The 20,931-nt window shown below is 57.2% G+C and carries 22 protein-coding genes; 6 read left to right on the forward strand and 16 right to left on the reverse strand.

Annotated elements, in window-relative coordinates; translation table 11 throughout:
* Window positions 1–4 precede the first annotated feature (4 nt).
* The 4 genes from ACOT0L_RS09100 to sad form a co-directional block, all read right to left on the reverse strand.
* Window positions 5–367: a DUF4186 domain-containing protein gene (locus tag ACOT0L_RS09100; RefSeq protein ID WP_048965757.1), complete on the reverse strand. Its 363-nt coding sequence runs from the start codon at window positions 365–367 to the stop codon at window positions 5–7.
* Complete coding sequence (glsB, locus tag ACOT0L_RS09105) at window positions 367–1,293, reverse strand: glutaminase B (protein ID WP_003857165.1); 927 nt, start codon at window positions 1,291–1,293, stop codon at window positions 367–369. Before glsB ends, ACOT0L_RS09100 begins: the two co-directional genes overlap by 1 nt.
* 62 nt (window positions 1,294–1,355) lie before the next feature.
* Window positions 1,356–2,945 (reverse strand): methyl-accepting chemotaxis protein, encoded by a 1,590-nt coding sequence (locus ACOT0L_RS09110; RefSeq protein WP_126503021.1) that lies wholly within the window; start codon window positions 2,943–2,945, stop codon window positions 1,356–1,358.
* A gap of 127 nt (window positions 2,946–3,072) precedes the next feature.
* Window positions 3,073–4,455, reverse strand: coding sequence for a succinate-semialdehyde dehydrogenase (gene sad / locus ACOT0L_RS09115; RefSeq protein ID WP_126503022.1), 1,383 nt, complete (start codon window positions 4,453–4,455; stop codon window positions 3,073–3,075).
* Between the two features lie 99 nt (window positions 4,456–4,554).
* Here sad and ptrR point away from each other — a divergent pair, with 99 nt between their 5' ends.
* A complete protein-coding gene (ptrR, locus tag ACOT0L_RS09120; RefSeq protein ID WP_045622741.1) occupies window positions 4,555–5,433 on the forward strand; it encodes a putrescine utilization regulator PtrR in 879 nt (292 codons plus the stop codon).
* Here ptrR and ACOT0L_RS09125 read toward each other — a convergent pair.
* The 3 genes from ACOT0L_RS09125 to ACOT0L_RS09135 form a co-directional block, all read right to left on the reverse strand.
* Window positions 5,387–5,869 (reverse strand): GNAT family N-acetyltransferase, encoded by a 483-nt coding sequence (locus ACOT0L_RS09125; protein ID WP_032622224.1) that lies wholly within the window; start codon window positions 5,867–5,869, stop codon window positions 5,387–5,389. The two genes, ptrR and ACOT0L_RS09125, sit on opposite strands and share 47 nt — an antisense overlap.
* A gap of 62 nt (window positions 5,870–5,931) precedes the next feature.
* A complete protein-coding gene (locus ACOT0L_RS09130) occupies window positions 5,932–6,744 on the reverse strand; it encodes a PhzF family phenazine biosynthesis protein (RefSeq protein ID WP_126503023.1) in 813 nt (270 codons plus the stop codon).
* Between the two features lie 22 nt (window positions 6,745–6,766).
* The gene (locus ACOT0L_RS09135; protein WP_022648107.1) at window positions 6,767–7,555 is read right to left on the reverse strand and encodes a PhzF family phenazine biosynthesis protein; all 789 of its coding nucleotides are present in this window, start codon (window positions 7,553–7,555) and stop codon (window positions 6,767–6,769) included.
* A gap of 176 nt (window positions 7,556–7,731) precedes the next feature.
* Between ACOT0L_RS09135 and ACOT0L_RS09140 the strand changes: the two genes are divergently transcribed.
* On the forward strand, window positions 7,732–8,928 hold the full coding sequence (locus tag ACOT0L_RS09140; protein WP_046621560.1) for a sugar transporter: 1,197 nt from the start codon (window positions 7,732–7,734) through the stop codon (window positions 8,926–8,928).
* Between the two features lie 93 nt (window positions 8,929–9,021).
* Here the strand turns inward: ACOT0L_RS09140 and ACOT0L_RS09145 are convergent, their stop codons facing one another.
* Window positions 9,022–9,687 (reverse strand): MarC family NAAT transporter, encoded by a 666-nt coding sequence (locus tag ACOT0L_RS09145; protein ID WP_022648105.1) that lies wholly within the window; start codon window positions 9,685–9,687, stop codon window positions 9,022–9,024.
* Between the two features lie 256 nt (window positions 9,688–9,943).
* On the opposite strand from ACOT0L_RS09145, the gene marR reads away from it, so the two are divergent.
* The 3 genes from marR to marB are packed head-to-tail and all read left to right on the forward strand — an operon-like array spanning window position 9,944 to window position 11,027.
* A complete protein-coding gene (gene marR / locus ACOT0L_RS09150) occupies window positions 9,944–10,378 on the forward strand; it encodes a multiple antibiotic resistance transcriptional regulator MarR (protein ID WP_020884159.1) in 435 nt (144 codons plus the stop codon).
* A 20-nt stretch (window positions 10,379–10,398) separates the two neighbouring features.
* A complete protein-coding gene (marA, locus tag ACOT0L_RS09155; RefSeq protein ID WP_001303241.1) occupies window positions 10,399–10,779 on the forward strand; it encodes an MDR efflux pump AcrAB transcriptional activator MarA in 381 nt (126 codons plus the stop codon).
* Window positions 10,780–10,811: 32 nt separating this feature from the next.
* Window positions 10,812–11,027, forward strand: a complete 216-nt coding sequence (marB, locus tag ACOT0L_RS09160) for a multiple antibiotic resistance protein MarB (protein ID WP_003857184.1) — start codon at window positions 10,812–10,814, stop codon at window positions 11,025–11,027.
* 38 nt (window positions 11,028–11,065) lie between these two features.
* Here marB and eamA read toward each other — a convergent pair whose 3' ends face one another.
* Window positions 11,066–11,965 carry an O-acetylserine/cysteine exporter gene (gene eamA / locus ACOT0L_RS09165; RefSeq protein WP_126503024.1) on the reverse strand — a complete coding sequence of 300 codons (900 nt, stop codon included), beginning with the start codon at window positions 11,963–11,965 and terminating at the stop codon, window positions 11,066–11,068.
* A gap of 193 nt (window positions 11,966–12,158) precedes the next feature.
* On the opposite strand from eamA, the gene ydeE reads away from it, so the two are divergent.
* Window positions 12,159–13,376 (forward strand): efflux MFS transporter YdeE, encoded by a 1,218-nt coding sequence (gene ydeE, locus ACOT0L_RS09170; RefSeq protein WP_038416049.1) that lies wholly within the window; start codon window positions 12,159–12,161, stop codon window positions 13,374–13,376.
* A gap of 46 nt (window positions 13,377–13,422) precedes the next feature.
* Here ydeE and zinT read toward each other — a convergent pair whose 3' ends face one another.
* The 7 genes from zinT to ACOT0L_RS09205 all read right to left on the reverse strand — a co-directional run bounded on the left by zinT (window position 13,423) and on the right by ACOT0L_RS09205 (window position 20,863).
* Entirely contained in the window at window positions 13,423–14,061 is a 639-nt protein-coding gene (gene zinT, locus ACOT0L_RS09175; protein ID WP_023306187.1) for a metal-binding protein ZinT, read from the reverse strand.
* Between the two features lie 52 nt (window positions 14,062–14,113).
* Entirely contained in the window at window positions 14,114–14,812 is a 699-nt protein-coding gene (urtE, locus tag ACOT0L_RS09180) for an urea ABC transporter ATP-binding subunit UrtE (RefSeq protein ID WP_023300094.1), read from the reverse strand.
* Window positions 14,813–14,821: 9 nt separating this feature from the next.
* Entirely contained in the window at window positions 14,822–15,619 is a 798-nt protein-coding gene (urtD, locus tag ACOT0L_RS09185; RefSeq protein ID WP_022648099.1) for an urea ABC transporter ATP-binding protein UrtD, read from the reverse strand.
* Window positions 15,619–16,692: an urea ABC transporter permease subunit UrtC gene (urtC, locus tag ACOT0L_RS09190; protein ID WP_045622751.1), complete on the reverse strand. Its 1,074-nt coding sequence runs from the start codon at window positions 16,690–16,692 to the stop codon at window positions 15,619–15,621. The genes urtD and urtC overlap by 1 nt, the downstream gene beginning before the upstream one ends.
* On the reverse strand, window positions 16,692–18,266 hold the full coding sequence (urtB, locus tag ACOT0L_RS09195; RefSeq protein WP_023306185.1) for an urea ABC transporter permease subunit UrtB: 1,575 nt from the start codon (window positions 18,264–18,266) through the stop codon (window positions 16,692–16,694). Before urtB ends, urtC begins: the two co-directional genes overlap by 1 nt.
* Before the next feature lie 22 nt (window positions 18,267–18,288).
* Window positions 18,289–19,560: an urea ABC transporter substrate-binding protein gene (gene urtA / locus ACOT0L_RS09200; protein ID WP_045622754.1), complete on the reverse strand. Its 1,272-nt coding sequence runs from the start codon at window positions 19,558–19,560 to the stop codon at window positions 18,289–18,291.
* Between the two features lie 199 nt (window positions 19,561–19,759).
* On the reverse strand, window positions 19,760–20,863 hold the full coding sequence (locus ACOT0L_RS09205; protein WP_023306183.1) for a cobalamin-independent methionine synthase II family protein: 1,104 nt from the start codon (window positions 20,861–20,863) through the stop codon (window positions 19,760–19,762).
* Window positions 20,864–20,931 lie beyond the last annotated feature (68 nt).

A 20,931-nucleotide genomic window follows, 5' to 3' on the forward strand; every position in this document is an offset into this window, starting at 1 on the left:
CAGTTCAGGAGGCACGATTTACCTCAATGACCAGCCAATGATGGATCACGTTGACGATATACTGTTGCTGCTGCGCACTCAGCGGCACGCCCTGCGGGATAGCATGCCACTTAGCCAGACAGCCCCGACAGCAGGTTGCCGTGGCATGCTGGGCGATAAAAACCGGATGGCCGCGCATCGGCGTCTGCTTACCGTCATTCACCGGGTGTGCAGGCGCCAGCCGCGCGGCGATAAAATCAGCGGCATGCTTATCGATAGTGTCCGCGCCCTTATCCCAGCAGTATTGCCGCTCTTTCATCCCTAAATGAAATCGTGAACGAAACGTGGAGCGAGCCAGGCGCGTGAACAGAGGATCTAACGTGGACATCAGTATACGGACCGTCCAAGGCGTTTGGTCAGCTGTTCCAGCGCCGCGACGCCCGCCAGTGAGTTGCCGGTCTCGTCCAGTTCCGGGCTCCAGACGGCAATCGCCATCTCGTGCGGAACAATGGCCACAACGCCGCCGCCAACGCCGGATTTAGCCGGCAGCCCCACGCGCCAGGCAAACTCCCCGGCGTTCTGATACATTCCGCTGGTTGCCATTAAGGCGTTGATCTGCCGGGCCTGCATCGGGGAGACAACGTCCTCGCCCAGATGCGGGGCATGGCCCTGATGCGCCAGAAACAGAAAAGTCTGCGCCAGTTCAACGCAGTTCATCTTCAGGGCGCAGTAATGAAAATAGTTTTGCAGAACCGTGGCGACATCATTATGAAAGTTGCCGAAGGACTTCATCAGCCAGGCGATGGCGGCGTTACGTGCAGAGTGTTCAAACTCAGAGCGCGCTACCACCGGATCGTAGGCGATGTCCTGCACGCCGGAAAGCTGCCGCACAATCTGGAGCATACGCTGGCGCGGCGCGCTCAGACGGCTTTGCAGCATATCGCACACCACCAGCGCCCCGGCGTTGATAAACGGGTTGCGCGGCTTACCCTGTTCGATTTCAAGCTGGAGAAGGGAGTTGAAGGGCTGACCGGAGGGATCTTTGCCCACCCGCTGCCAGATCTCCTGCTCGTCATACTGGCGCATGGCGGCAACGAGGCTAAGCACTTTTGAGATCGACTGAATTGAAAAGCGCTCCAGTGCATCTCCCGCCTGAAAACGCTGCCCGTCGACAGTACAAATGGCGATGCCGAGCTTATTACCGCTGATCGAGGCCAGCGCGGGAATGTAATCGGCAACCTTACCCTGCCCCAGTAACGGACGAACCTGCGCCAGAATCTCGTCCAGCATCTCATTATGGATGACCGCAGCCACACTTTGCTCCTTGCCCTCAGGCTAAAACGGGCTGCGAGTATAACAGAGGCTTATACGTCACGTCAGGCAGGGAGACGAAAACGCGAGACGGCCTGCAACAAAAGATCTGACTCCCGATGCAGGCGCTCAGAGGCATTCGACGCTTCGCTAACCAGCACATCTGTCTGACGCGATACCTGATTCAGCGCCTGAAGTTGGCGCGTCATCTGATGAATGCTTTCCCCCTGATTTAGAGTGGCCAGCGAAATATCATTCAGCAGGCTACTCAGATTGGCCACCAGCCCGGTGACCTGCTGGAGATTTTCTTCCAGACGGTTTACCACCTGAGAACCTTCTTCAATGCCCTGTAGCGAGTGGTTAATTAGCGACTGGATGGTTTGCGTAGAGTGACTGCTTTTTCTGGCCAGCAGCCCCACTTCACGGGCGACCACCGCGAACCCGCGCCCCTGTTCTCCCGCATGGGCGGCTTCAATGGCAGCGTTGAGGGCCAGAATATTGGTCTGAAACGCCACGCTGTCGATCATGGCGACGATCCCACGCATCTCTGAGGATCGGTCGACGATCGTCTGCATCGAGCCATTCACCGCTGTCATCATTTGCTCCCCGCCGACGGCAGCCTGTCGGGCTTCATCCGCGCGCGAGCGGGCGAGTTTTGCATAACCCGTGTTCCCCTCAACGTGGGTTTCGAGATCGGCGATATGCGCGGTCACCTCCTCCAGCTCTTTGGCCTGTCGCGTGGACTGCTGATAAAGCTTCTGGTTCCCCTGCGCAAGTGACCCGATATTTTCGACCATAGAGGTAGTGGCCTCGCTGACCTGAGTCACCAGTTGCTGGAGCCCGCGCTGCATGGCGGTAATACTGCCGCTGAGCTGGCTGATTTCACGGTTAAAACGCACAACGTCAGGGGGTATTCCCGACAAATCCCCTGCCGCAAGCTGGTTAATATGGACAATCAGACGGCGTAGCGGGGATATCACCCATTTCGCCATTGCAAACCAGACGGCAATGGCAATAGCCAGCAGCACCAGCGGCGCAAACAGGAACAGCCGTTGCAGGCCTGAGAGTTGTTCCATGAGCGACTGACGCCCCTGTATCGCCTGCTTCTCACTCCGTTGCTGATAACGTGCAAAGTTGTCATTAAAATCGGTCTGAAACGCCTGGGCGGGTACGGCGAAAAAGAGGTCGATGCTGTTGGTTTTCACCAGCCCTTCCGCCTGCTCGCTAATGGCACCGAAGAACAGCTGATAGCTATTAACAAGCCCCTCGTCCTGCGTAGGATTAAGCGCGAGCCAGGCTTGCCATGCCTGCTGAGACGCCGCCAGGGATTTTTGCGCCTCGTCCATCAGGCTATGCCAGCTCCCTTCCGAACCGGTCTCTTTATCCTGCATAAAGTACACCCCGGAGCGGTTGAGCAGATCGCTCGCCGCAAGCAGCGAAATACGTGCCTGATCCAGCCTGCTCTGTTGCTGCCAGACCAGCTGATTGCGCTGTTCGTTACGCTGGGCTTGATTCAGGGAGGCAGTAAGCAGGAAGGAGGATGAAAGTTGCAGGGCGGAGAAAAGGCCGATAATACAAAAGATGCCGGTCAGCAGGCCAAACTGACGAGGAAAAAAGCGCTGCGCAAGACGACGAAAAATTTGCGTTAGGTTCATAATTTTCTTCTGTAACAATACGTTAGACGCGAGCGAGTCTACGAAACGAAAATGACAGAACCATTGCAAAATAATGACAGGAAACGTGAATTGCCGGGTAGCGGCCTTGCCCTACCCGGCATCAACATTACACGCGATCCTTCCAGACCGTCTGAACGTTACAGAACTCATGCAGACCGAAATGTGAAAGCTCTCGCCCGAAGCCGCTCTTCTTCACTCCGCCAAACGCAACGCGCGCATCGCTTGCGCTGTAGCCATTGATAAAGACTCCGCCACACTCCAGCTCGCGAGAGAAGGTTTCAGCCAGCGCATCGTTCGCGGTAAAGACCGTCGCTGATAAGCCAAAGTCGCTGTCGTTAGCCAGCTGCAACGCGTGCGACGCATCATTGGCGACGGTAATCGCGGCCACCGGGCCAAACAGCTCCTGACGGAAGGCCGTCATCTGTGGGGTGACGTCGCCGAGTACGGTTGGCGCATAAAAGTTACCGGTCCCGGCAAGCTTCTCGCCGCCGAGCAGCAGGGTCGCCCCTTCCGCCAGCGTAGCCTGTACCTGCTGATGCAGTTCATCGCGAAGATCAAATCGCGCCATCGGGCCAATATAGTTATCTTCCTCATCCGGTGCGCCCATTTTCAGCGCCTTGACCGCGTCAACAAAGCGTTGGGTAAAGGTGTCCGCCACGCCCGCTTCCACAATAAAGCGTTTCGCCGCCGCGCAAACTTGTCCGGTATTCTGATAACGTCCGGCCACGGCCGCGTTGACAGCCAGATCCAGATCGGCATCATTCAGAACGATAAACGGATCGGAGCCGCCCAGCTCCAGCACGCATTTCTTCAGCGCCGCGCCCGCCTGCGCGCCAATTGCCGCACCAGCCCGAACGCTGCCGGTTACGGTCACCGCCGCGATACGCCGATCGTTAATCGCCTGGCTGACGCCGTCATTTGTCGCGTTCACCCAGCCAAAGATCCCCTCCGGGAAACCGGCATCCGCGAACACCTTCCCGATCAGCTCCGCCGAGCCGAGCACATTTGGCGCATGTTTAAGCAGATAGCTGTTCCCTGCCAGCAGGATCGGCACCGCACCGCGCAGCACCTGCCAGAGCGGGAAGTTCCACGGCATCACCGCCAGAATAGGCCCCAGCGGACGGTACTCAATCACCGCATTGTCGACCTGGGTAGATTCCGGGCGCAGCATTGCCGGGCCGTATTCAGCGTACCAGTCGCAAAGGCTGGCGGACTTAGCCACCTCCGCACGCGCCTGCACAATGGGCTTGCCCATCTCCCGGGAGATAGTCTGCGCCATCTCTTCCGCACGGCTACGCAGCGCCGCACCCAGATCGCGAAGTTTTTGCGCCCGGTGCGCCACGCTTTCGCGTCGCCACTGACGAAAACCGGTATCCGCCTGCGCAATGGCACGCTCAACGTCACCGGACGTTGCCCACGGGTAAGCAGCCAGCGTTTCGCCGGTAGCCGGGTTGACAGAGTAGGCATGGGTAGCAGATGAATACGTCATGAAGTTCTCCATGTAATAACAGTTGATTGATTGTGGCCCACTCTGCTATTTCTTAAAAATGAATAATACTCACCACCTTGTTCACGAATCGAGAATGGTATGGACTTAACACAGCTTGAGATGTTTAACGCCGTCGCACTGACCGGCAGCATTACCCAGGCGGCGCAGAAGGTACACCGGGTGCCGTCAAACCTCACCACCCGCATCCGACAGCTTGAAGCGGATCTCGGCGTGGAGCTGTTTATTCGCGAGAATCAGCGCCTGCGGCTTTCCCCCGCCGGGCACAATTTTTTGCGCTACAGCAAACAGATCCTGGCGCTGGTCGACGAAGCGCGAATGGTCGTCGCCGGGGATGAACCGCAGGGATTATTCTCGCTCGGCGCGCTGGAAAGTACCGCCGCCGTACGCATTCCGGAAAGTCTGGCGCGGTTTAATCAGCGCTATCCGCGCATTCAGTTTGCGTTGTCCACCGGGCCTTCCGGTACGATGATTGACGGTGTGCTTGAGGGGACGCTCAGCGCCGCCTTTGTCGACGGGCCGCTCTCACACCCCGAACTGGAAGGAATGCCGGTTTACCGGGAAGAGATGATGCTGGTCACCCCTGCGGGCCATGCGGAAGTGTCAAAAGCCACGCAGGTGAGCGGTAGCGACGTGTATGCCTTTCGCGCCAACTGTTCCTACCGGCGTCATCTGGAGAGCTGGTTTCATGCTGACCGCGTAACGCCGGGAAGGATCCACGAGATGGAGTCCTACCACGGGATGCTCGCCTGCGTGATTGCCGGGGCAGGCATTGCGCTGATGCCCCGCTCCATGCTGGAGAGTATGCCGGGGCATCATCAGGTGGCGGCGTGGCCGCTGGCGGAAAACTGGCGCTGGCTCACCACCTGGCTGGTGTGGCGACGCGGGGCGATGACCCGCCAGCTTGAGGCGTTTATAGGGCTGCTAAACGAACGTCAGCCACCAGTGTCTTCTCCATAAACAGGCTCAGCGGATCCTCGTTGTAGGGGGCAAACGCGGGGCGCCGTTCGTATCCACACTGTTGATACAGACGAATAGCGGCGTGTTGTTTGATCCCCGTCTCCAGCCGGACGGTGTGGCAGCAGCGGCTGAGGGCTTCATCTTCCAGCGCCGCCAGTAATTTATCACCCAGCCGTTGCCCGCGATGGGTTGGATCAATATAGACCCGTTTCATTTCCCCGGTCCCGTCCCCGTTCAAAACAACAGCGCCACACCCGACGGCGTTAAGCTGAGTGTCACGAATAATCATCAGGATCAGCGAGTCGTCCGGCAGTTCGGTTAAATCCAGCAGATGATTACTTTCCGCGGGATAGAGAACGCTTTGATAACGGTCCAGCGCCGTAATCAGGGCGAGAATATCTGGATGATGGGCGGATTCAGCGGTAATAGAATACATGGCAGGCTCCTTGTCGTTTTCGTTCAACATACCGCCCGCCCTGTATACCGGCGTCATAGTTTTTAATGATGACCGTAATCCTGGAGACGAAGGAAAATTTTCCCCTTCATATACAGCGTGGCCTGCCCGCCAATCAGCACGCGGTCGCCTTTCAGCTCGCAGCGCAGATCCCCGCCACGGGAGGAGACCTGGCGGGCCGACATCTGCGTTTTTCCAAGCTTTTCGCTCCAGTACGGGATCAGCATGCTGTGCGCTGATCCCGTCACCGGATCCTCCGGTACCCCTTCCCCCGGGCAGAAGAAGCGGCTGACGAAATCATACTCATCCCCCGGCGCCGTAACGCAGACCATTTTCCCCAGCGGGAGCATGGCTGTGATATCCGGCGTCAGCGCCTCCACCTGCCGCTGGCTGTCGAGCACCACCATGTAATCGCGCCCTGCACGCACCTCTTTTGCCGCGTTAATGCCCAGCGCGCTGAACAGCACTGCGGGTGGAGTATCGACAACCTCGGTTGACCACGCCGGGAAATTCAGCGTCAGCCAGTCGCCGCTGCGTTGTACCGTCAGTTCGCCGACAAAGCGCGTGGTGAAGGTGATTTCCGTATGCGGATAATCCAGGTATTCGAAAATAACGTGAGAAGCCGCGAGGGTTGCGTGGCCGCAGAGGTTAATTTCATCCTGCGTGGTAAACCAGCGCAGTTCAAACCCGTTATCCGTTCGGACAAAGAACGCCGTCTCTGACTGATTATGCTGCTTCGCCATCTTCAGCAGCGTCTCATCCGGCAGCCACGCTTCCAGCGGACACACCGCCGCCGCATTGCCGCCGAACACCCTGTCGCTGAAGGCATCCACCAGATAAAAATCAATTTCCTGCATCGTTGGTTCCTCTTAGATTTATTCAGCGCAGAAATACTGTGCCCTTCAGATACAGCGCCGCCTGCCCGCCCATCCGCACGCGGTCGCCTTTCAGTTCGCAGCGTACGTCGCCACCACGGGCAGAAACCTGACGGGCAAACATCTGTGTTTTGCCAAGCTGTTCACTCCAGTAAGGGATCAGCATGGTGTGCGCGGAGCCGGTGACAGGATCTTCCGGCACGGCCACGCCCGGCGAGAAGAAACGACTGACAAAGTCGTATTCCCCTTCGTCCCGGGCGGTGACGGCCACTTTATGCTCCCCCGGCGTCATGGCGGAGAAATCCGGATTAATGGCTTCCACCTGCTCGCGGCTCTCAAGTACCAGCACCCAGGCGCGGCCTTTTCGCGCCTCGACGTAGTGGCTGATACCGAGTGCGGTGAGCATCTCCGGTGGCGGCGTCTGTGCCTGCGTCGGGCAGGCCGGGAAGTCCAGCGTCATCCAGTCACCTTCACGGCTGACGGTCAGGCGACCAGAGGCGGTGTCAAAATGAAGGCGTGAGTCCGGATAATCCAGTTCGTTAAACAGAACATACGCCGCGGCAAGCGTCGCGTGACCACACAGATTAACCTCGGTGAGCGTGGTGAACCAGCGCAGCTCAATCCCCCCTTTGGTGCACACAAAAAACGCGGTTTCCGACTGGTTATGCTGTTGTGCCATCCGCAGTAACGTCTCATCGGGCAGCCACGCGTCGAGCGGGCACACCGCCGCCGGGTTGCCGCCAAAGGAGGACTCGCTGAACGCATCTACCAGATAAAAATCAATCTCCTGCATTGTGTTACCGCCTGTTTTTGTTGTGTTGTTCTTTATCTTCAATGAAAACAACCGCGTTCGCTACCGCTGCATGAAGGTAAATTTTGTGATTCACATCACATAACGGTTGAGTTTTCGCCGTTTAAGGCTTTAAGATCGTCTCCTCATCTTTCAGGCAACGAATCCCAGATATCCCTATGACAACACACACGGTTTCCCGCAGGGTCGCGTGGCTACGCGTGGTCACGCTCGCCATCGCAGCGTTTATTTTCAACACCACGGAATTTGTTCCGGTTGGGCTGCTGTCCGACATTGCAGCCAGCTTCCATATGGAAACGGCACAGGTTGGCATTATGCTGACCATCTATGCATGGGTGGTAGCGCTGATGTCGCTGCCGTTTATGCTGCTGACCAGCCAGATGGAACGTCGTAAGCTGCTGATTGGGCTGTTTGTGGTGTTCATAGCCAGCCATGTGCTGTCATTTATGGCATGGAACTTTACGGTGCTGGTGATCAGCCGCGTCGGCATCGCGTTTGCCCATGCCGTTTTCTGGTCGATCACCGCATCGCTCGCCATTCGTCTCGCCCCGGCGGGGAAACGCGCCCAGGCGTTGAGCCTGATTGCCACCGGAACGGCGCTGGCGATGGTGTTAGGCCTGCCGATCGGGCGCATTGTGGGTCAATACTTCGGCTGGCGCACCACCTTCTTTGCCATCGGCATGGGGGCGCTGATCACCCTGGTGTGTCTGATCAAACTGCTGCCAAAACTGCCCAGCGAACACTCCGGCTCGCTGAAAAGTCTGCCGCTGCTGATGCGTCGACCGGCGCTGATGAGCATCTATCTGCTGACCGTGATTGTGGTGACCGCCCATTACACGGCCTACAGCTATATTGAGCCGTTTGTTCAGGTTGTGGCGGGCTTTAGCGCTAACTTCGCCACCGTTCTGCTGCTGATCCTGGGCGGCGCGGGGATTATCGGCAGTATCCTGTTCGGGAAGCTGGGCAATAAGCACGCGTCTGCGCTTGTAAGCAGTGCGATTGGCCTGCTGCTGGCGTGCCTGCTGTTACTGGTGCCTGCGGCAGGCAGCGAGAGTCATCTGGCGATCCTCAGTCTGTTCTGGGGCGTGGCGATCATGATTATTGGTCTGGGAATGCAGGTCAAAGTGCTGGCCCTGGCCCCGGACGCCACGGACGTGGCAATGTCGCTGTTCTCGGGAATTTTTAATCTGGGAATTGGGGCCGGTGCGCTGGTGGGAAATCAGATCAGCCTGCATGTATCGATGTCGGCCATTGGCTATCTCGGGGCGATTCCCGCGCTGATTGCGCTGATCTGGTCGGTGCTTATCTTCCGTAAATGGCCGGTCGCGATGGAAGAACAGACCAGCCACGGTTGACGTTAGTTGTGCCGGGTGGCGGCTTCGGCCTACCCGGCCCAGGTTATTACGGACTTGTAGGCCGGGTAAGCGCAGCGCCACCCGGCAATGTCCTCAGTGATACGTCTTAATGATCTCCAGCACGCCGTTAATAATAAACTGCACGCCCATACAGACCAGCAGGAAGCCCATCAGACGGGAGATAGCTTCAATCCCCCCCTTGCCCACCCAGCGCATAATCGCCCCGGAGCTGCGCAATGACCCCCAGACGATAATGGCGATAAGCGCAAAAATGATCGGCGGCGCAACGGTAATAACCCAGTGCGGAAAAGTAACACCATCACGCACCGTTGAGGCGGAACTGATGATCATCGCAATCGTTCCCGGCCCCGCCGTGCTCGGCATGGCTAACGGCACAAACGCGATATTGGCGCTCGGTTCGCTTTCAAGCTCCTCCGATTTGCTTTTGGCTTCCGGAGATTCATGCGCTTTATGCGCCGGGAACAGCATCCGGAAACCAATAAACGCCACAATCAGCCCACCGGCGATACGCAGACCGGGAATCGAAATACCAAAAGTATTCATCACCAGTTGTCCGGCATAATAAGCCACCATCATAATCGCGAAGACGTAGACGGAGGCCATCCTCGACTGCTGGTTGCGCTCCGCGCTGTTCATGTTACCCGCCAGCCCCAGAAAGAGCGCCACGGTCGTTAACGGGTTCGCCAGCGGAAGCAACACCACCAGCCCAAGCCCCACTGCTTTAATCAAATCCAACATAATGCACCGCAGTCCTTATCCTTATTCAATACCGCAATTATAGGGGGAAAGTCTCGTCCTGAGCTATCCGCGCAACGTAACCATAATTGTCCCGCGTAACTAATAACCCCAGATTATCTATATGATTTAAAAGCGTACAGAAAAAGTTCCTGAAGCGTTTTAGCATTTCGTGGCATCGGCTGATCCATTCAGTTGACTTATACTTGCCTGAGCAATAATATCTGCCGTGACTAAACTACTTGCCAGGGCAACCATCGTGAAAAGCACCAGTGATCTCTTTAACGACATAATCCCACTGGGTCGTCTTATTCATATGGTTAACCAGAAAAAAGATCGCCTGCTCAATGACTACCTGTCACCGCTGGATATCACCGCAACACAGTTCAAAGTGCTGTGTTCCATTCGCTGCGAAGTGTGTATCACGCCGGTTGAGCTGAAAAAGGTGCTCTCTGTCGATCTGGGTGCGTTAACCCGCATGCTGGATCGTCTCGTCTGCAAAGGATGGATAGAACGAAGCCCTAACCCGAATGACAAACGTGGCGTACTGGTGAAACTGACCAGCGATGGCGCGGCCATGTGTGAGCAATGTCATCAATTAGTAGGACAAACACTGCACCAGGAACTGACAAAAAACTTAACGGCAGATGAAGTGGCAACGCTTGAGCTTTTACTCAAGAAAATCCTGCCGTAAACAGAAAAAGAGGTATGACGATGTCCAGACGCAATACTGACGCTATCACCATTCATAGCATTTTGGACTGGATCGAAGATAACCTGGAATCTCCACTTTCCCTTGAGAAAGTGTCTGAGCGTTCAGGTTACTCAAAATGGCACCTGCAACGGATGTTTAAAAAAGAGACCGGCCATTCATTAGGACAATATATTCGCAGCCGTAAGCTGACGGAGATTGCCCAAAAACTGAAAGAAAGCAATGAGCCGATCCTCTATCTGGCGGAACGCTACGGATTTGAATCGCAACAAACCCTGACGCGTACGTTCAAGAACTACTTTGACGTGCCGCCTCATAAGTACCGTATTACCAGTATGCCGGGTGAATCCCGTTATCTGTATCCGCTAAAACATTGCAGTTAATCATCGCCTGTTAAGACGTAACCGAGGAAATCATGAAATTTATCGCCTCCGCCGCCCTCACCTTGCTGGTGCTGGTTTCCGGCCAGAGCTTCGCGGAGCAAACCCCCAGTGCGGGGCAGCAAAATAATCGTGACACCATGATTATGCCGTCCACGCAAAACCAGTCGCCCTGGGACTTCAATCACATGGGCGCTGGCAGCGACAAATCCGACGAATTAGGCGTGCCGTATTATAATCACGACCTGTAATTCGTTTTTGCCCCGCTAATGCGGGGCTTTTTTCTGCCTTAACTCCGCACCCGCGTCGCCCGACGCACCCGCAAGCCAAAGACGTTGATATACAGCCCGGCCATAATCAGCCCTGCGCCACACAGTTGCAGCGCGCTGAGCGTTTCATCCAGCAACAGTGCGGCGCTGGCAAGCCCGACTACCGGTACCAGCAGCGATAACGGCGCCACGCGCCAGGTTTCATAGCGTCCGAGCAGCGATCCCCAGATGCCGTAGCCAATGATTGAGGCGACTAATGCCAGGTAGATCAGCGACAAAATGGTCGTCAGGTCGATCTTCACCAGGCTTTTCAGCATCACCTGCGGTCCATCCAGAATAAACGACGCGACCATAAACGGCACAATGGGGATCAACGCGCTCCAGACCACCAGCGACATGATCCCAGGACGCGACTCATGCTGCATTATCAGCTTGTTAAAGATATTGCCGCACGCCCAGCTCAGCCCCGCCGCCAGGGTGAGCATAAAGCCCAGCAGCGCGACATGCTGACCGTTGAGGCTGCCTTCTATCAGCACCAGCACGCCAAAGACCGCAAGGCTAATGCCCGCAAGCTGTTTGCCCTGCAAACGTTCGCCAAAGACAAACGCGCCGAGAATAATGGTAAAGAAAGCCTGCACCTGAAGCACCAGCGAAGCCAGACCCGCAGGCATACCGAATTTGATAGCGCAAAAAAGAAACGCAAACTGACCAAAGCTGATGGTGAGGCCGTAGCCCAGCAGAAGCTTCAGGGGAATCTTTGGGCGGGCAACGAAAAGCAGCGCCGGGAAGGCCACCAGCAGGAAGCGCAGACCCGCCAGCATGAGTGGAGGCATGTTGTGCAACCCCATTTTGATGACCACAAAATTGAGTCCCCACACCACGACAACCAGTAACGCTAACAGCCCGTCTTTCCGCGTCATTTTCCGCCCCTGAATTATTAAATTTTTGTAAACACTTCAAGGTAACAGAAAAAATACCCCCGCGAGAAGATCATTAATTCTGGTACTGAGGAGAAGCACTTGCGGATAAATTGGGTGCTATACAAGCTGCCGATCCCATGATAATCCTGTAATAACACAACAAAAAAAGCATAAGCATTTGTCGGGCAGGAAAATGAAACCATCAATCAGGCGCTCAACCGCAGCGCTACTGGCATCGTCATTGTTATTAACAATTGGCCGCGGGGCAACGCTGCCCTTTATGACCATATATCTCACACGCGTGTACGATATGAGCGTGGAGAATATTGGCTATGCCCTTACCGTGGCGTTGACCATTGGCGTGGTGTTTAGCCTGGGGTTTGGCATCCTGGCGGACAAGTTCGACAAAAAACGCTATATGCTGGTCGCCATCGTGGCCTTTATCGCCGGGTTTGTGGCCATTCCGCTGGTGAATAACGTGACGCTGGTGGTGTTGTTCTTTGCCCTGATTAACTGCGCCTATTCCGTCTTCTCAACGGTGCTGAAAGCGTGGTTTGCCGACGTGCTGACCTCCAGCGAAAAGGCGCGCGTTTTCTCACTCAACTACAGTTTCCTGAACATCGGCTGGACGATTGGGCCGCCGGTTGGCACTCTACTGGTGATGTACAGCCTGCAACTGCCGTTCTGGCTGGCGGCCTTCTGCGCCGCACTGCCGCTCGGGTTTATCCATTTCTTTGTGCAGAAAAGCGTAGCGTCTGACAGTGTGGAGGAAAAAGCGCCGTGGCAGCCCTCGGTGCTGCTGAAGGACCGGGCGCTGTTCTGGTACACGCTCTCCGGCCTGCTGGCGTCCTATGTGGGCGGATCGTTCGCCAGCTGCATTTCCCAGTATGTCCTCGCCGCGTATGCGGACAGCGATTTCGCAGAAAAGGTGGTGGCCGTTGTGTTGCCCGTCAACGCGGTGGTGGTGGTCACCCTGCAATACGCGCTTGGCCGCAAGATCTCCGCCAGCAACATCCGCCCGCTAATGACAGCCGCAACGCTCTTTTTCATCCTCGGGCTGGGCGGGTTTATGCTTTCCGGCGAGAACCTGCTTTACTGGGGGATTGCGGCGGCGATTTTCACCCTGGGTGAAATTATTTATGCCCCGGGTGAATACATGCTGATCGACAATATCGCCCCGCCGGGCATGAAGGCGAGCTACTTCTCCGCCCAGGCGCTGGGCTGGCTGGGCGCAGCGGCGAACCCGATGATCACCGGGCTCATCCTGACCCATCTGCCGCACTGGTCGTTATTTATTATTATGATGGCCGCCATTATTGCGGCGTGGCTGATGGTTTTGCGCGGGATGCGCGTGAAAAGTGAAGATAGCGTGTCGGGTGGCGCTGCGCTTACCCGACCTACGAAACCCTAATCCCACGCCGGGTAAGGCTAAGCCCCCACCCGGCAAATCCAACAGCCTAGTGGTGCAACATCTCCTCCACCACCTGCTCTTTGTACATCTCGTTCGGGTAGTAGGTCGGCCAGTTATCCATCTCTTTCAGCAGCGCCTCGTGGGAGGTGTTGCCCATAAAGATATGGAAGTGTGAAGAGGCTTTCGGCCCGATGGTATGATCGCTGAACTGCACAAACTTAGGCGCCTGGCTTGCCTTATCCTTACATTCAAACAGGTAGCGCACGCCTTTTTTCCCCGACGCATAGGTCAGAATTTTATAGCCGCTGTAGTCGTAGCGGCAGCTGCTCACCGTTTTGCCTCTGTGGAATTCCATCACGTTGTTTTCAATGCCGATGGCGTCCACGTCCGTCGCGTAGCCCTTACGGTAGTAGGCTTTCACCTCGGCAGCGGATTTTTCCCCCTTCTGCGCTTTCTTTTCGAAAACCGGATCCAGCGAACCATCAAGCAGGAACGGGTAAACAGACTGCCAGGTCCCGTCCCAGTCAGACAGCGTCCTGTCCCTGACGTCTTTATCCTCAAAGACGCCGTTTGCCGCCTTCTGTTCCGCCTCCGTCATCTGATGACCGTGCGAATGGGCAAAAAGCGAGCCGCTTACCAGCAGCGTTCCCAGAGTCAGCGCAATTTTTCCAAGTTGTGCAGCCACAGCAAAACCCTCATTCCGTGTTATAAGAATGAGGATGTTATAGTATAACATTTCAGATCGCAACCAGTCCGCGAACCCCCTCCTGCTCCATGTTCTCGCCGCGCCCCTGCTGGACGATGCTGCCGCGCGACATCACCAGATAGCTGTCGGCCAGCTCCGCCGCAAAATCATAAAACTGCTCCACCAGCAGGATCGCCATATCCCCCCGGTTCGCCAGGCTGCGGATCACCTGCCCAATCTCTTTAATCACCGACGGCTGTATACCTTCCGTGGGTTCATCCAGGATCAGTAACCGTGGACGGCTCGCCAGCGCGCGACCAATCGCCAGCTGCTGCTGCTGACCACCGGAAAGATCGCCTCCGCGACGGTGTTTCATCTCCTTCAGCACCGGGAAAAGCTGCCAAATCTCCTCCGGCACGCTCCTTGCGTTTCCCGCGGAGAAGCGCGACAGTCCCATCAGCAGGTTTTCTTCTACGGTCAGACGCGGAAAAATCTCCCGCCCCTGCGGAACATACGCCACGCCGGACTGCACCCGCTGGTGCGGTTTACTGTGAGTGATGGTCTTTCCCTGCCAGACCACCTCCCCGGCTTTCACCGGGATCAGCCCCATCAGGCACCTCAGCAGCGTGGTTTTCCCCACCCCGTTGCGCCCCAGCAGGCAGGTAACTTCCCCGACCACCGCCTCAAAGCTCACCCCGCGCAGAATATGACTTCCGCCGTAGTACTGATTCAGCTCGTTAACCTGTAACATCCCCTCTCCTTAGCGTCCCAGATAGACGTCAATCACCTGCTCATTGGCCTGTACCTCGCGAAGCGAGCCTTCGGCCAGTACGCGCCCCTGATGCAGCACCGTGACGTGGTCGGCGATGGTCTCGACGAAGCCCATATCGTGCTCAACCACCATCAGCGAATGCTTGCCTGCCAGAGTTCGGAACAGCTCGGCTGTGTATTCCGTCTCTGCGTCGGTCATACCGGCGGCGGGTTCGTCCAGCAGCAACAGATGCGGATCCTGCACCAGCAGCATGCCGATCTCCAGAAACTGCTTCTGCCCGTGGGAAAGCAGCCCGGCGCGGCGATCGCGCTCGCTGCCAAGCCGCAGCAAAACCAACATCTCGTCAATGCGGTCGCGCTGCTCGCCGCTGAGTTTTGCCCGCAGGCTCGCCCAGACGGACCTGTCGGCTTTCATGGCGATTTCGAGGTTTTCCCCTACGGTCAGCGCTTCAAACACGGTCGGTTTCTGGAACTTACGGCCAATGCCCTGACGGGCAATGGCCGCCGGTTCAAGGGCTGTCAGATCGATGGACTGATCGTAAATAGCCTTCCCGCTTTTTGGCCGGGTTTTGCCGGTGATCACGTCCATCAGCGTAGTTTTACCGGCGCCGTTAGGGCCAATGATGCAGCGCAATTCACCGACGCCGATATTAAGTGAGAGATCGGTCAACGCCTGAAAACCATCGAAACTGACGTTAATGGCCTCAAGCTGTAACACCGGATCGGTCTGCTCACGGTAACGATCGCCCGGTAGCTGGCGGGTAAAGAGTCCTTCAGAGGGCTGCATTAATTCTCTCCCTTACGAAACAGACCGAACACGCCGCGCGGTAAAAAGAGCGTCACGGCGATGAAAATCAGCCCAAGAAACAGTTGCCAGTACTCCGGCATCGCCACGGTGAAAAAGCTCTTCGCACCATTGACCAGCGCCGCACCAATCACCGGGCCTACCAGGGTGCCGCGCCCGCCCAGCGCCACCCAGATGGCCGCTTCAATCGAGTTGGTCGGCGACATTTCACCCGGGTTGATAATGCCCACCTGCGGAACGTACAGCGCTCCCGCCAGGCCACACAGCACGGCGGAAAGCGTCCAGACCAGCAGCTTGAAGCCGCGCGGATCGTAGCCGCAGAACGTCAGACGGTTTTCCGCATCGCGCACCGCCGTTAAAATGCGGCCAAATTTACTCTTCGCCAGGGCGTAGCCTGTGCCCAGGGCCAGAAGCAGCAGCATGACCGTTGCGAGAAACAGCGCGATCCGCGTGGTAGTCGCCGTAACGGAAAACCCGAGCAGCGTGGTAAAGCCGGTAAAGCCGTTATTGCCGCCAAAGCCGGTTTCGTTGCGAAAGAACAGCAGCATGCCCGCATAGGTCAGCGCCTGGGTCATGATGGAGAAATAGACCCCTTTGATCTTCGAGCGGAAAGCAAACCAGCCGAAGACCAGCGCCAGCAGGCCGGGGATCGTCACGATTAACACCAGCGCCCAGGCAAAATGCTGCGTTCCCCACCAGAACCAGGGCAGTTCGCTCCACGAGAGAAACGACATAAACGCGGGCAGCCCGTCCCCGGCCGCCTGGCGCATCAGGTACATGCCCATCGCATAGCCGCCCAGGGCGAAGAATATGCCGTGCCCCAGCGAGAGCATACCGGCATAGCCCCAGACCAGATCGAGGGCCACGGCGACAATTGCGTAGCAGAGGATCTTGCCGATAAGCGTCAACATCCACGTCGAAACGGCCAGCGGATGGGTGGCGGGTAACAGCGCGAGAAAAGGCAGCACCAGCAGCGCCGCAACCAGCAGACTGCCGAAGATTTGCGCGGTGCGCGGTGCCCTGCGCGCCAGTGTTAAGGTCAATGGCTGGCTCATCAGTCTGTCACCCTCCCTTTAAGTGCGAATAACCCCTGCGGACGTTTCTGGATAAACAGAATGATCGCCACCAGAATCAGGATCTTGCCCAGCACGGCGCCCATCTGCGGTTCAAGAATTTTATTGAAGATCCCCAGACCAAAGGCCGCCGCGACGCTACCGGCCAGCTGGCCGACGCCGCCGAGCACCACCACCAGGAACGAATCGATGATGTATCCCTGGCCCAGCTCCGGCCCCACGTTCCCCAGCTGGGACAACGCCACGCCGCCCAACCCGGCAATGCCGGACCCGAGGCCAAATGCCAGCATATCTACCCGTCCGGTGGGAACGCCGCAGCAGGCCGCCATGCTGCGGTTTTGCGTCACCGCCCGCACGTTGAGACCCAGACGCGTTTTGTTCAGAATGAGCCAGGTGAAGAACAGCACCAGCAGTACAAAGCCGAGCACCACAATACGGTTCCAGGGCAGCGTCAGGTTGGCGAAAACCTGCACCCCGCCGGACAGCCATGCCGGGTTAGCGACCTCAAGGTTCTGAGCGCCAAAGGTCATGCGGACCAGCTGGATAAGCATCAGGCTTATCCCCCAGGTGGCGAGCAGGGTTTCCAGCGGGCGGCCATAAAGATGGCGGATCACCGTGCGCTCCAGCACCATCCCGATGCCTGCGGTCAGGCAAAACGCCACCGGCAGCGCCACCACCGGATAAAGCGCCAGCCACTGAGGCATCCACTGCGCCATTACCTGCTGCACCATCCAGGTGGCATACGCCCCGAGCATCAGCATTTCACCGTGAGCCATGTTTATCACCCCCAGCAGACCATAGGTGATAGCCAGCCCGAGCGCGGCCAGCAAAAGTACCGACCCCAACGACAGGCCCATGAAGGCCTGCCCCAGCAGTTCGCCCCACATCAGCCGGTGCTGAATACGCTCCAGGCTCTCAGCGGCGGCGGCACGTACCCGTGCGTCCGGCTCGGTTTGCGTTTGGGTGAACGGCGTCAGCGTGGCCTGCACGTCCGGATCGTCAGACTGTCCCAACAGCTCAACAGCCTTGAGCCGTACTTCAGCCTGTGGGCTCGTCAGCTGGAGGTTTGCCAGCGCCAGCATCAGCGACTGTCGGGTGACGTCGTCCGTTTCGCTACTGGCCCGCTGTTGCAGAAAGCCGAGCATATCCGGCCGGGCGTCACGCTGAAGTTGCCGCGCGGCATGACGCCTTTCGGTGACACTGTCACTGACAAGCTGATGCGTCGCCAGCGCCGTGACGGTTAACACGCGCAGTCGGTTGGTCAGCCGCACGGCTTTGGTCGTGCCTTCAGCGCTTTTTGCCGCGCCCAGGGCAACCATTTCGCCGTCGATGCGGGTAAATGCCTTCTTCTGGCTGTCGGTATAAAGGTTCTCCTGTTGCAGCGCCTTAAGCAGCGGCAAACGTGCAGGTTCCGGCGTGGCTGCCCAGCGGGTCAGCATGGCGGTTTGCTGGCTGCGGCTAGCGGCAACGAAATCATCGGCATCCGATGCCTGCGCCATCCCTGGCAGCAGTCCGGTAAGCCACACAATCGCAATCATCATGCGTATGGCGTTCATGACGTCTCTCCCTGGTGGTGGCTTAGTTGCTGGCGGTTTTCATCGGCTGGTCAGGCTTTTTGTCATTCCCGGCGATAAACGGGCTCCACGGCTGAGCGCGTACCGGCTGTTCGGTTTGCCAGACGACGTTGAACTGGCCGTTGCCTTCAATTTCACCAATCATGACGGGCTTATGCAGGTGGTGGTTGGTGGCGTCCATGGTCAGCGTAAAGCCGGACGGCGCGTTGAACGACTGGCCCGCCATTGCCGCGCGCACTTTGTCCACGTCGGTTGTTCCCGCTTTTTCAACCGCCTGCGCCCACATATGCAGGCCAACGTAAGTCGCTTCCATCGGATCGTTGGTGACCACGGTATCGGCATTCGGCAGCTTATGGGCTTTCGCGTAGGCTTTGTAAGCCGCGACAAAGGACTGGTTGGTCGGGTTGTCGACGGATTCAAAGTAGTTCCACGCCGCCAGGTTACCCACCAGCGGTTTGGTATCAATGCCGCGAAGTTCTTCCTCGCCCACCGAGAACGCCACCACCGGCACGTCTGTGGCTTTCAGCCCCTGGTTCGCCAGTTCTTTATATAAAGGCACGTTGGAATCACCGTTGATGGTGGAGACCACTGCCGTTTTGCCGCCTGTGGAGAACTTTTTGATACTGGCGACGATGGTCTGGTAATCGCTATGTCCAAATGGGGTGTAGACCTCTTCAATATCTTTATCTTCAACGCCTTTCGAGTGCAGGAAGGCGCGCAGGATCTTGTTAGTAGTGCGCGGGTAAACGTAGTCCGTACCCAGCAGGAAGAAGCGCTTCGCGCTGCCGCCGTCCTCGCTCATCAGGTACTCCACCGCCGGGATCGCCTGCTGGTTAGGCGCCGCGCCGGTATAGAAGACGTTAGGTGACATCTCTTCACCTTCATACTGCACCGGATAGAACAGCAAACCGTTCAGCTCCTCAAAAACCGGCAGAACCGATTTACGCGATACGGAGGTCCAGCAGCCAAACACCACGGCGACCTTATCCTGGCTCAGAAGCTGGCGGGCCTTTTCGGCAAACAGCGGCCAGTTGGATGCCGGGTCAACCACCACCGGCTCCAGCTTTTTCCCGAGCACGCCGCCTTTAGCATTGATTTCATCGATGGTCATCAGGGCGACATCTTTCAGGGGCGTTTCTGAAATGGCCATCGTGCCGGAGAGAGAGTGCATAATCCCGACTTTAATGGTCTCTGCGGCCTGGACGCCAAAGCTCATTCCCATGGCGATGACGGAGGCGGACAAGGTGAACGCTTTAATAAAGGTACGACGGTGCATATTTTCACTCCTGAAAAGAAAGCTGTGCGAAGACGTCCGTTACCGCCGGACGCAGAAAAAAGTAACGCCAGTTTCAGGAGAGCAAAAACAGTGCCAGGTTGCAGAGACAGGATTTTAAAGGGATCGAAGAGAGGAGTGACGGGAAACGACTCAGAATGGTACAGCGCTGCACTGTAATAATGCAGCGCTGTAAACGGCGTTACCAGACGTCGCTGGCGATTTTCGTCACGAGGCGAACTTTATCCCACTGCTGGGCTTCGCTCAGGCTGTTACCCTCTTCCGTAGAAGCAAATCCGCACTGCGGGCTGAGGCAAATCTGCTCTTTCGCCACGTAGCGCGCAGCCTCTTCCAGACGCGCTTTCACCCCTTCCGGGTTCTCCAGTTCACCGTGTTTGGTGGTGATCAGCCCCAGAACCACCTGCTGTTTACCCGGGCGCACAAAACGCAGTGGCGCGAAGTCCCCGCTACGGTCGTTGTCGTACTCCAGGAAGAACGCGTCGACGTTCACCGTGCCGAACAGCACCTCCGCCACCGGCTCATAGCCGCCCTCGGAAATCCAGGTTGAGCGGAAGTTGCCGCGGCAGACGTGCAGCCCGACGGTCAGATCGTCCGGTTTGCCCTCCAGCGCCTTATTCAGCACCCGGGCATAAGTTCGGGCAAGTTCGTCTGCATCGTCACCACGCTCGCGGATCTGGCGGCGCTGGTCCTCCGAACAAAGATAGGCCCAGACGGTGTCATCCAGCTGCAGATAGCGGCAGCCTGCATCGTAAAAGGCCCGAATGGCATCGCGCCAGGTGGTCGCCAGATCGTCAAAGTAATCCTTCAGATCCGGGTAGACCGTAGCATCAATATCCTTGCGGCCACCGCGGAAGTGCAGCACGCTCGGGCTCGGAATGGTCATCTTCGGCTGTGCATTACCGCTAATGCTTTTGAGGTAGCGGAAATCTTCCAGCATAGGATGATCGCCGAAGCCCAGTTTGCCCGTTACGCGCACGCCATGGGCTTTAGTCTGCACCCCGTTGAACTGAATGCCCTGCTGGGAATCATAACGCTCCACGCCCTGTAGCCCGTCAAAGAAGTCAAAGTGCCACCAGGCGCGGCGGAATTCACCGTCCGTTACCACATGCAGACCGCAGGCGCACTGCTGCTCGACAACATGACGAATGGCCTCGTCCTCAACCGCGCGAAGCTGCCCGGCATCGATTTCACCGCTGGCAAATTGCAGACGGGCCTGTTTAATAGCATCCGGGCGTAAAAAACTGCCGACTACATCGGCGCGGTACGGGGCATGGTGTCGCTGCATGGAAATCTCCTCTGTCTGTCGGCGTTAATTGCCCACAGTGATAATTCATCTCTTGAATCTTTAGACTT

It is taken from the genome of Enterobacter cloacae complex sp. XAL002, assembly GCF_049236805.1.
GTDB lineage: Bacteria > Pseudomonadota > Gammaproteobacteria > Enterobacterales > Enterobacteriaceae > Enterobacter > Enterobacter intestinihominis.

Bases quoted from the DNA above. Each gene is read 5' to 3' on its own strand.
- ACOT0L_RS09125 (WP_032622224.1), bottom strand. From the start codon at position 5,869: ATGTATTCTATTACCGCTGAATCCGCCCATCATCCAGATATTCTCGCC.
- ydeE (WP_038416049.1), top strand. From the start codon at position 12,159: ATGAAACCATCAATCAGGCGCTCAACCGCAGCGCTACTGGCATCGTCA.
- urtA (WP_045622754.1), bottom strand. From the start codon at position 19,560: ATGCACCGTCGTACCTTTATTAAAGCGTTCACCTTGTCCGCCTCCGTC.
- sad (WP_126503022.1), bottom strand. From the start codon at position 4,455: ATGACGTATTCATCTGCTACCCATGCCTACTCTGTCAACCCGGCTACC.
- ACOT0L_RS09135 (WP_022648107.1), bottom strand. From the start codon at position 7,555: ATGCAGGAGATTGATTTTTATCTGGTAGATGCGTTCAGCGAGTCCTCC.
- marA (WP_001303241.1), top strand. From the start codon at position 10,399: ATGTCCAGACGCAATACTGACGCTATCACCATTCATAGCATTTTGGAC.
- marB (WP_003857184.1), top strand. From the start codon at position 10,812: ATGAAATTTATCGCCTCCGCCGCCCTCACCTTGCTGGTGCTGGTTTCC.
- urtC (WP_045622751.1), bottom strand. From the start codon at position 16,692: ATGAGCCAGCCATTGACCTTAACACTGGCGCGCAGGGCACCGCGCACC.
- urtB (WP_023306185.1), bottom strand. From the start codon at position 18,266: ATGAACGCCATACGCATGATGATTGCGATTGTGTGGCTTACCGGACTG.
- ptrR (WP_045622741.1), top strand. From the start codon at position 4,555: ATGGACTTAACACAGCTTGAGATGTTTAACGCCGTCGCACTGACCGGC.
- ACOT0L_RS09130 (WP_126503023.1), bottom strand. From the start codon at position 6,744: ATGCAGGAAATTGATTTTTATCTGGTGGATGCCTTCAGCGACAGGGTG.
- ACOT0L_RS09205 (WP_023306183.1), bottom strand. From the start codon at position 20,863: ATGCAGCGACACCATGCCCCGTACCGCGCCGATGTAGTCGGCAGTTTT.
- urtD (WP_022648099.1), bottom strand. From the start codon at position 15,619: ATGCAGCCCTCTGAAGGACTCTTTACCCGCCAGCTACCGGGCGATCGT.
- ACOT0L_RS09140 (WP_046621560.1), top strand. From the start codon at position 7,732: ATGACAACACACACGGTTTCCCGCAGGGTCGCGTGGCTACGCGTGGTC.
- urtE (WP_023300094.1), bottom strand. From the start codon at position 14,812: ATGTTACAGGTTAACGAGCTGAATCAGTACTACGGCGGAAGTCATATT.
- ACOT0L_RS09110 (WP_126503021.1), bottom strand. From the start codon at position 2,945: ATGAACCTAACGCAAATTTTTCGTCGTCTTGCGCAGCGCTTTTTTCCT.
- ACOT0L_RS09145 (WP_022648105.1), bottom strand. From the start codon at position 9,687: ATGTTGGATTTGATTAAAGCAGTGGGGCTTGGGCTGGTGGTGTTGCTT.
- eamA (WP_126503024.1), bottom strand. From the start codon at position 11,965: ATGACGCGGAAAGACGGGCTGTTAGCGTTACTGGTTGTCGTGGTGTGG.
- ACOT0L_RS09100 (WP_048965757.1), bottom strand. From the start codon at position 367: ATGTCCACGTTAGATCCTCTGTTCACGCGCCTGGCTCGCTCCACGTTT.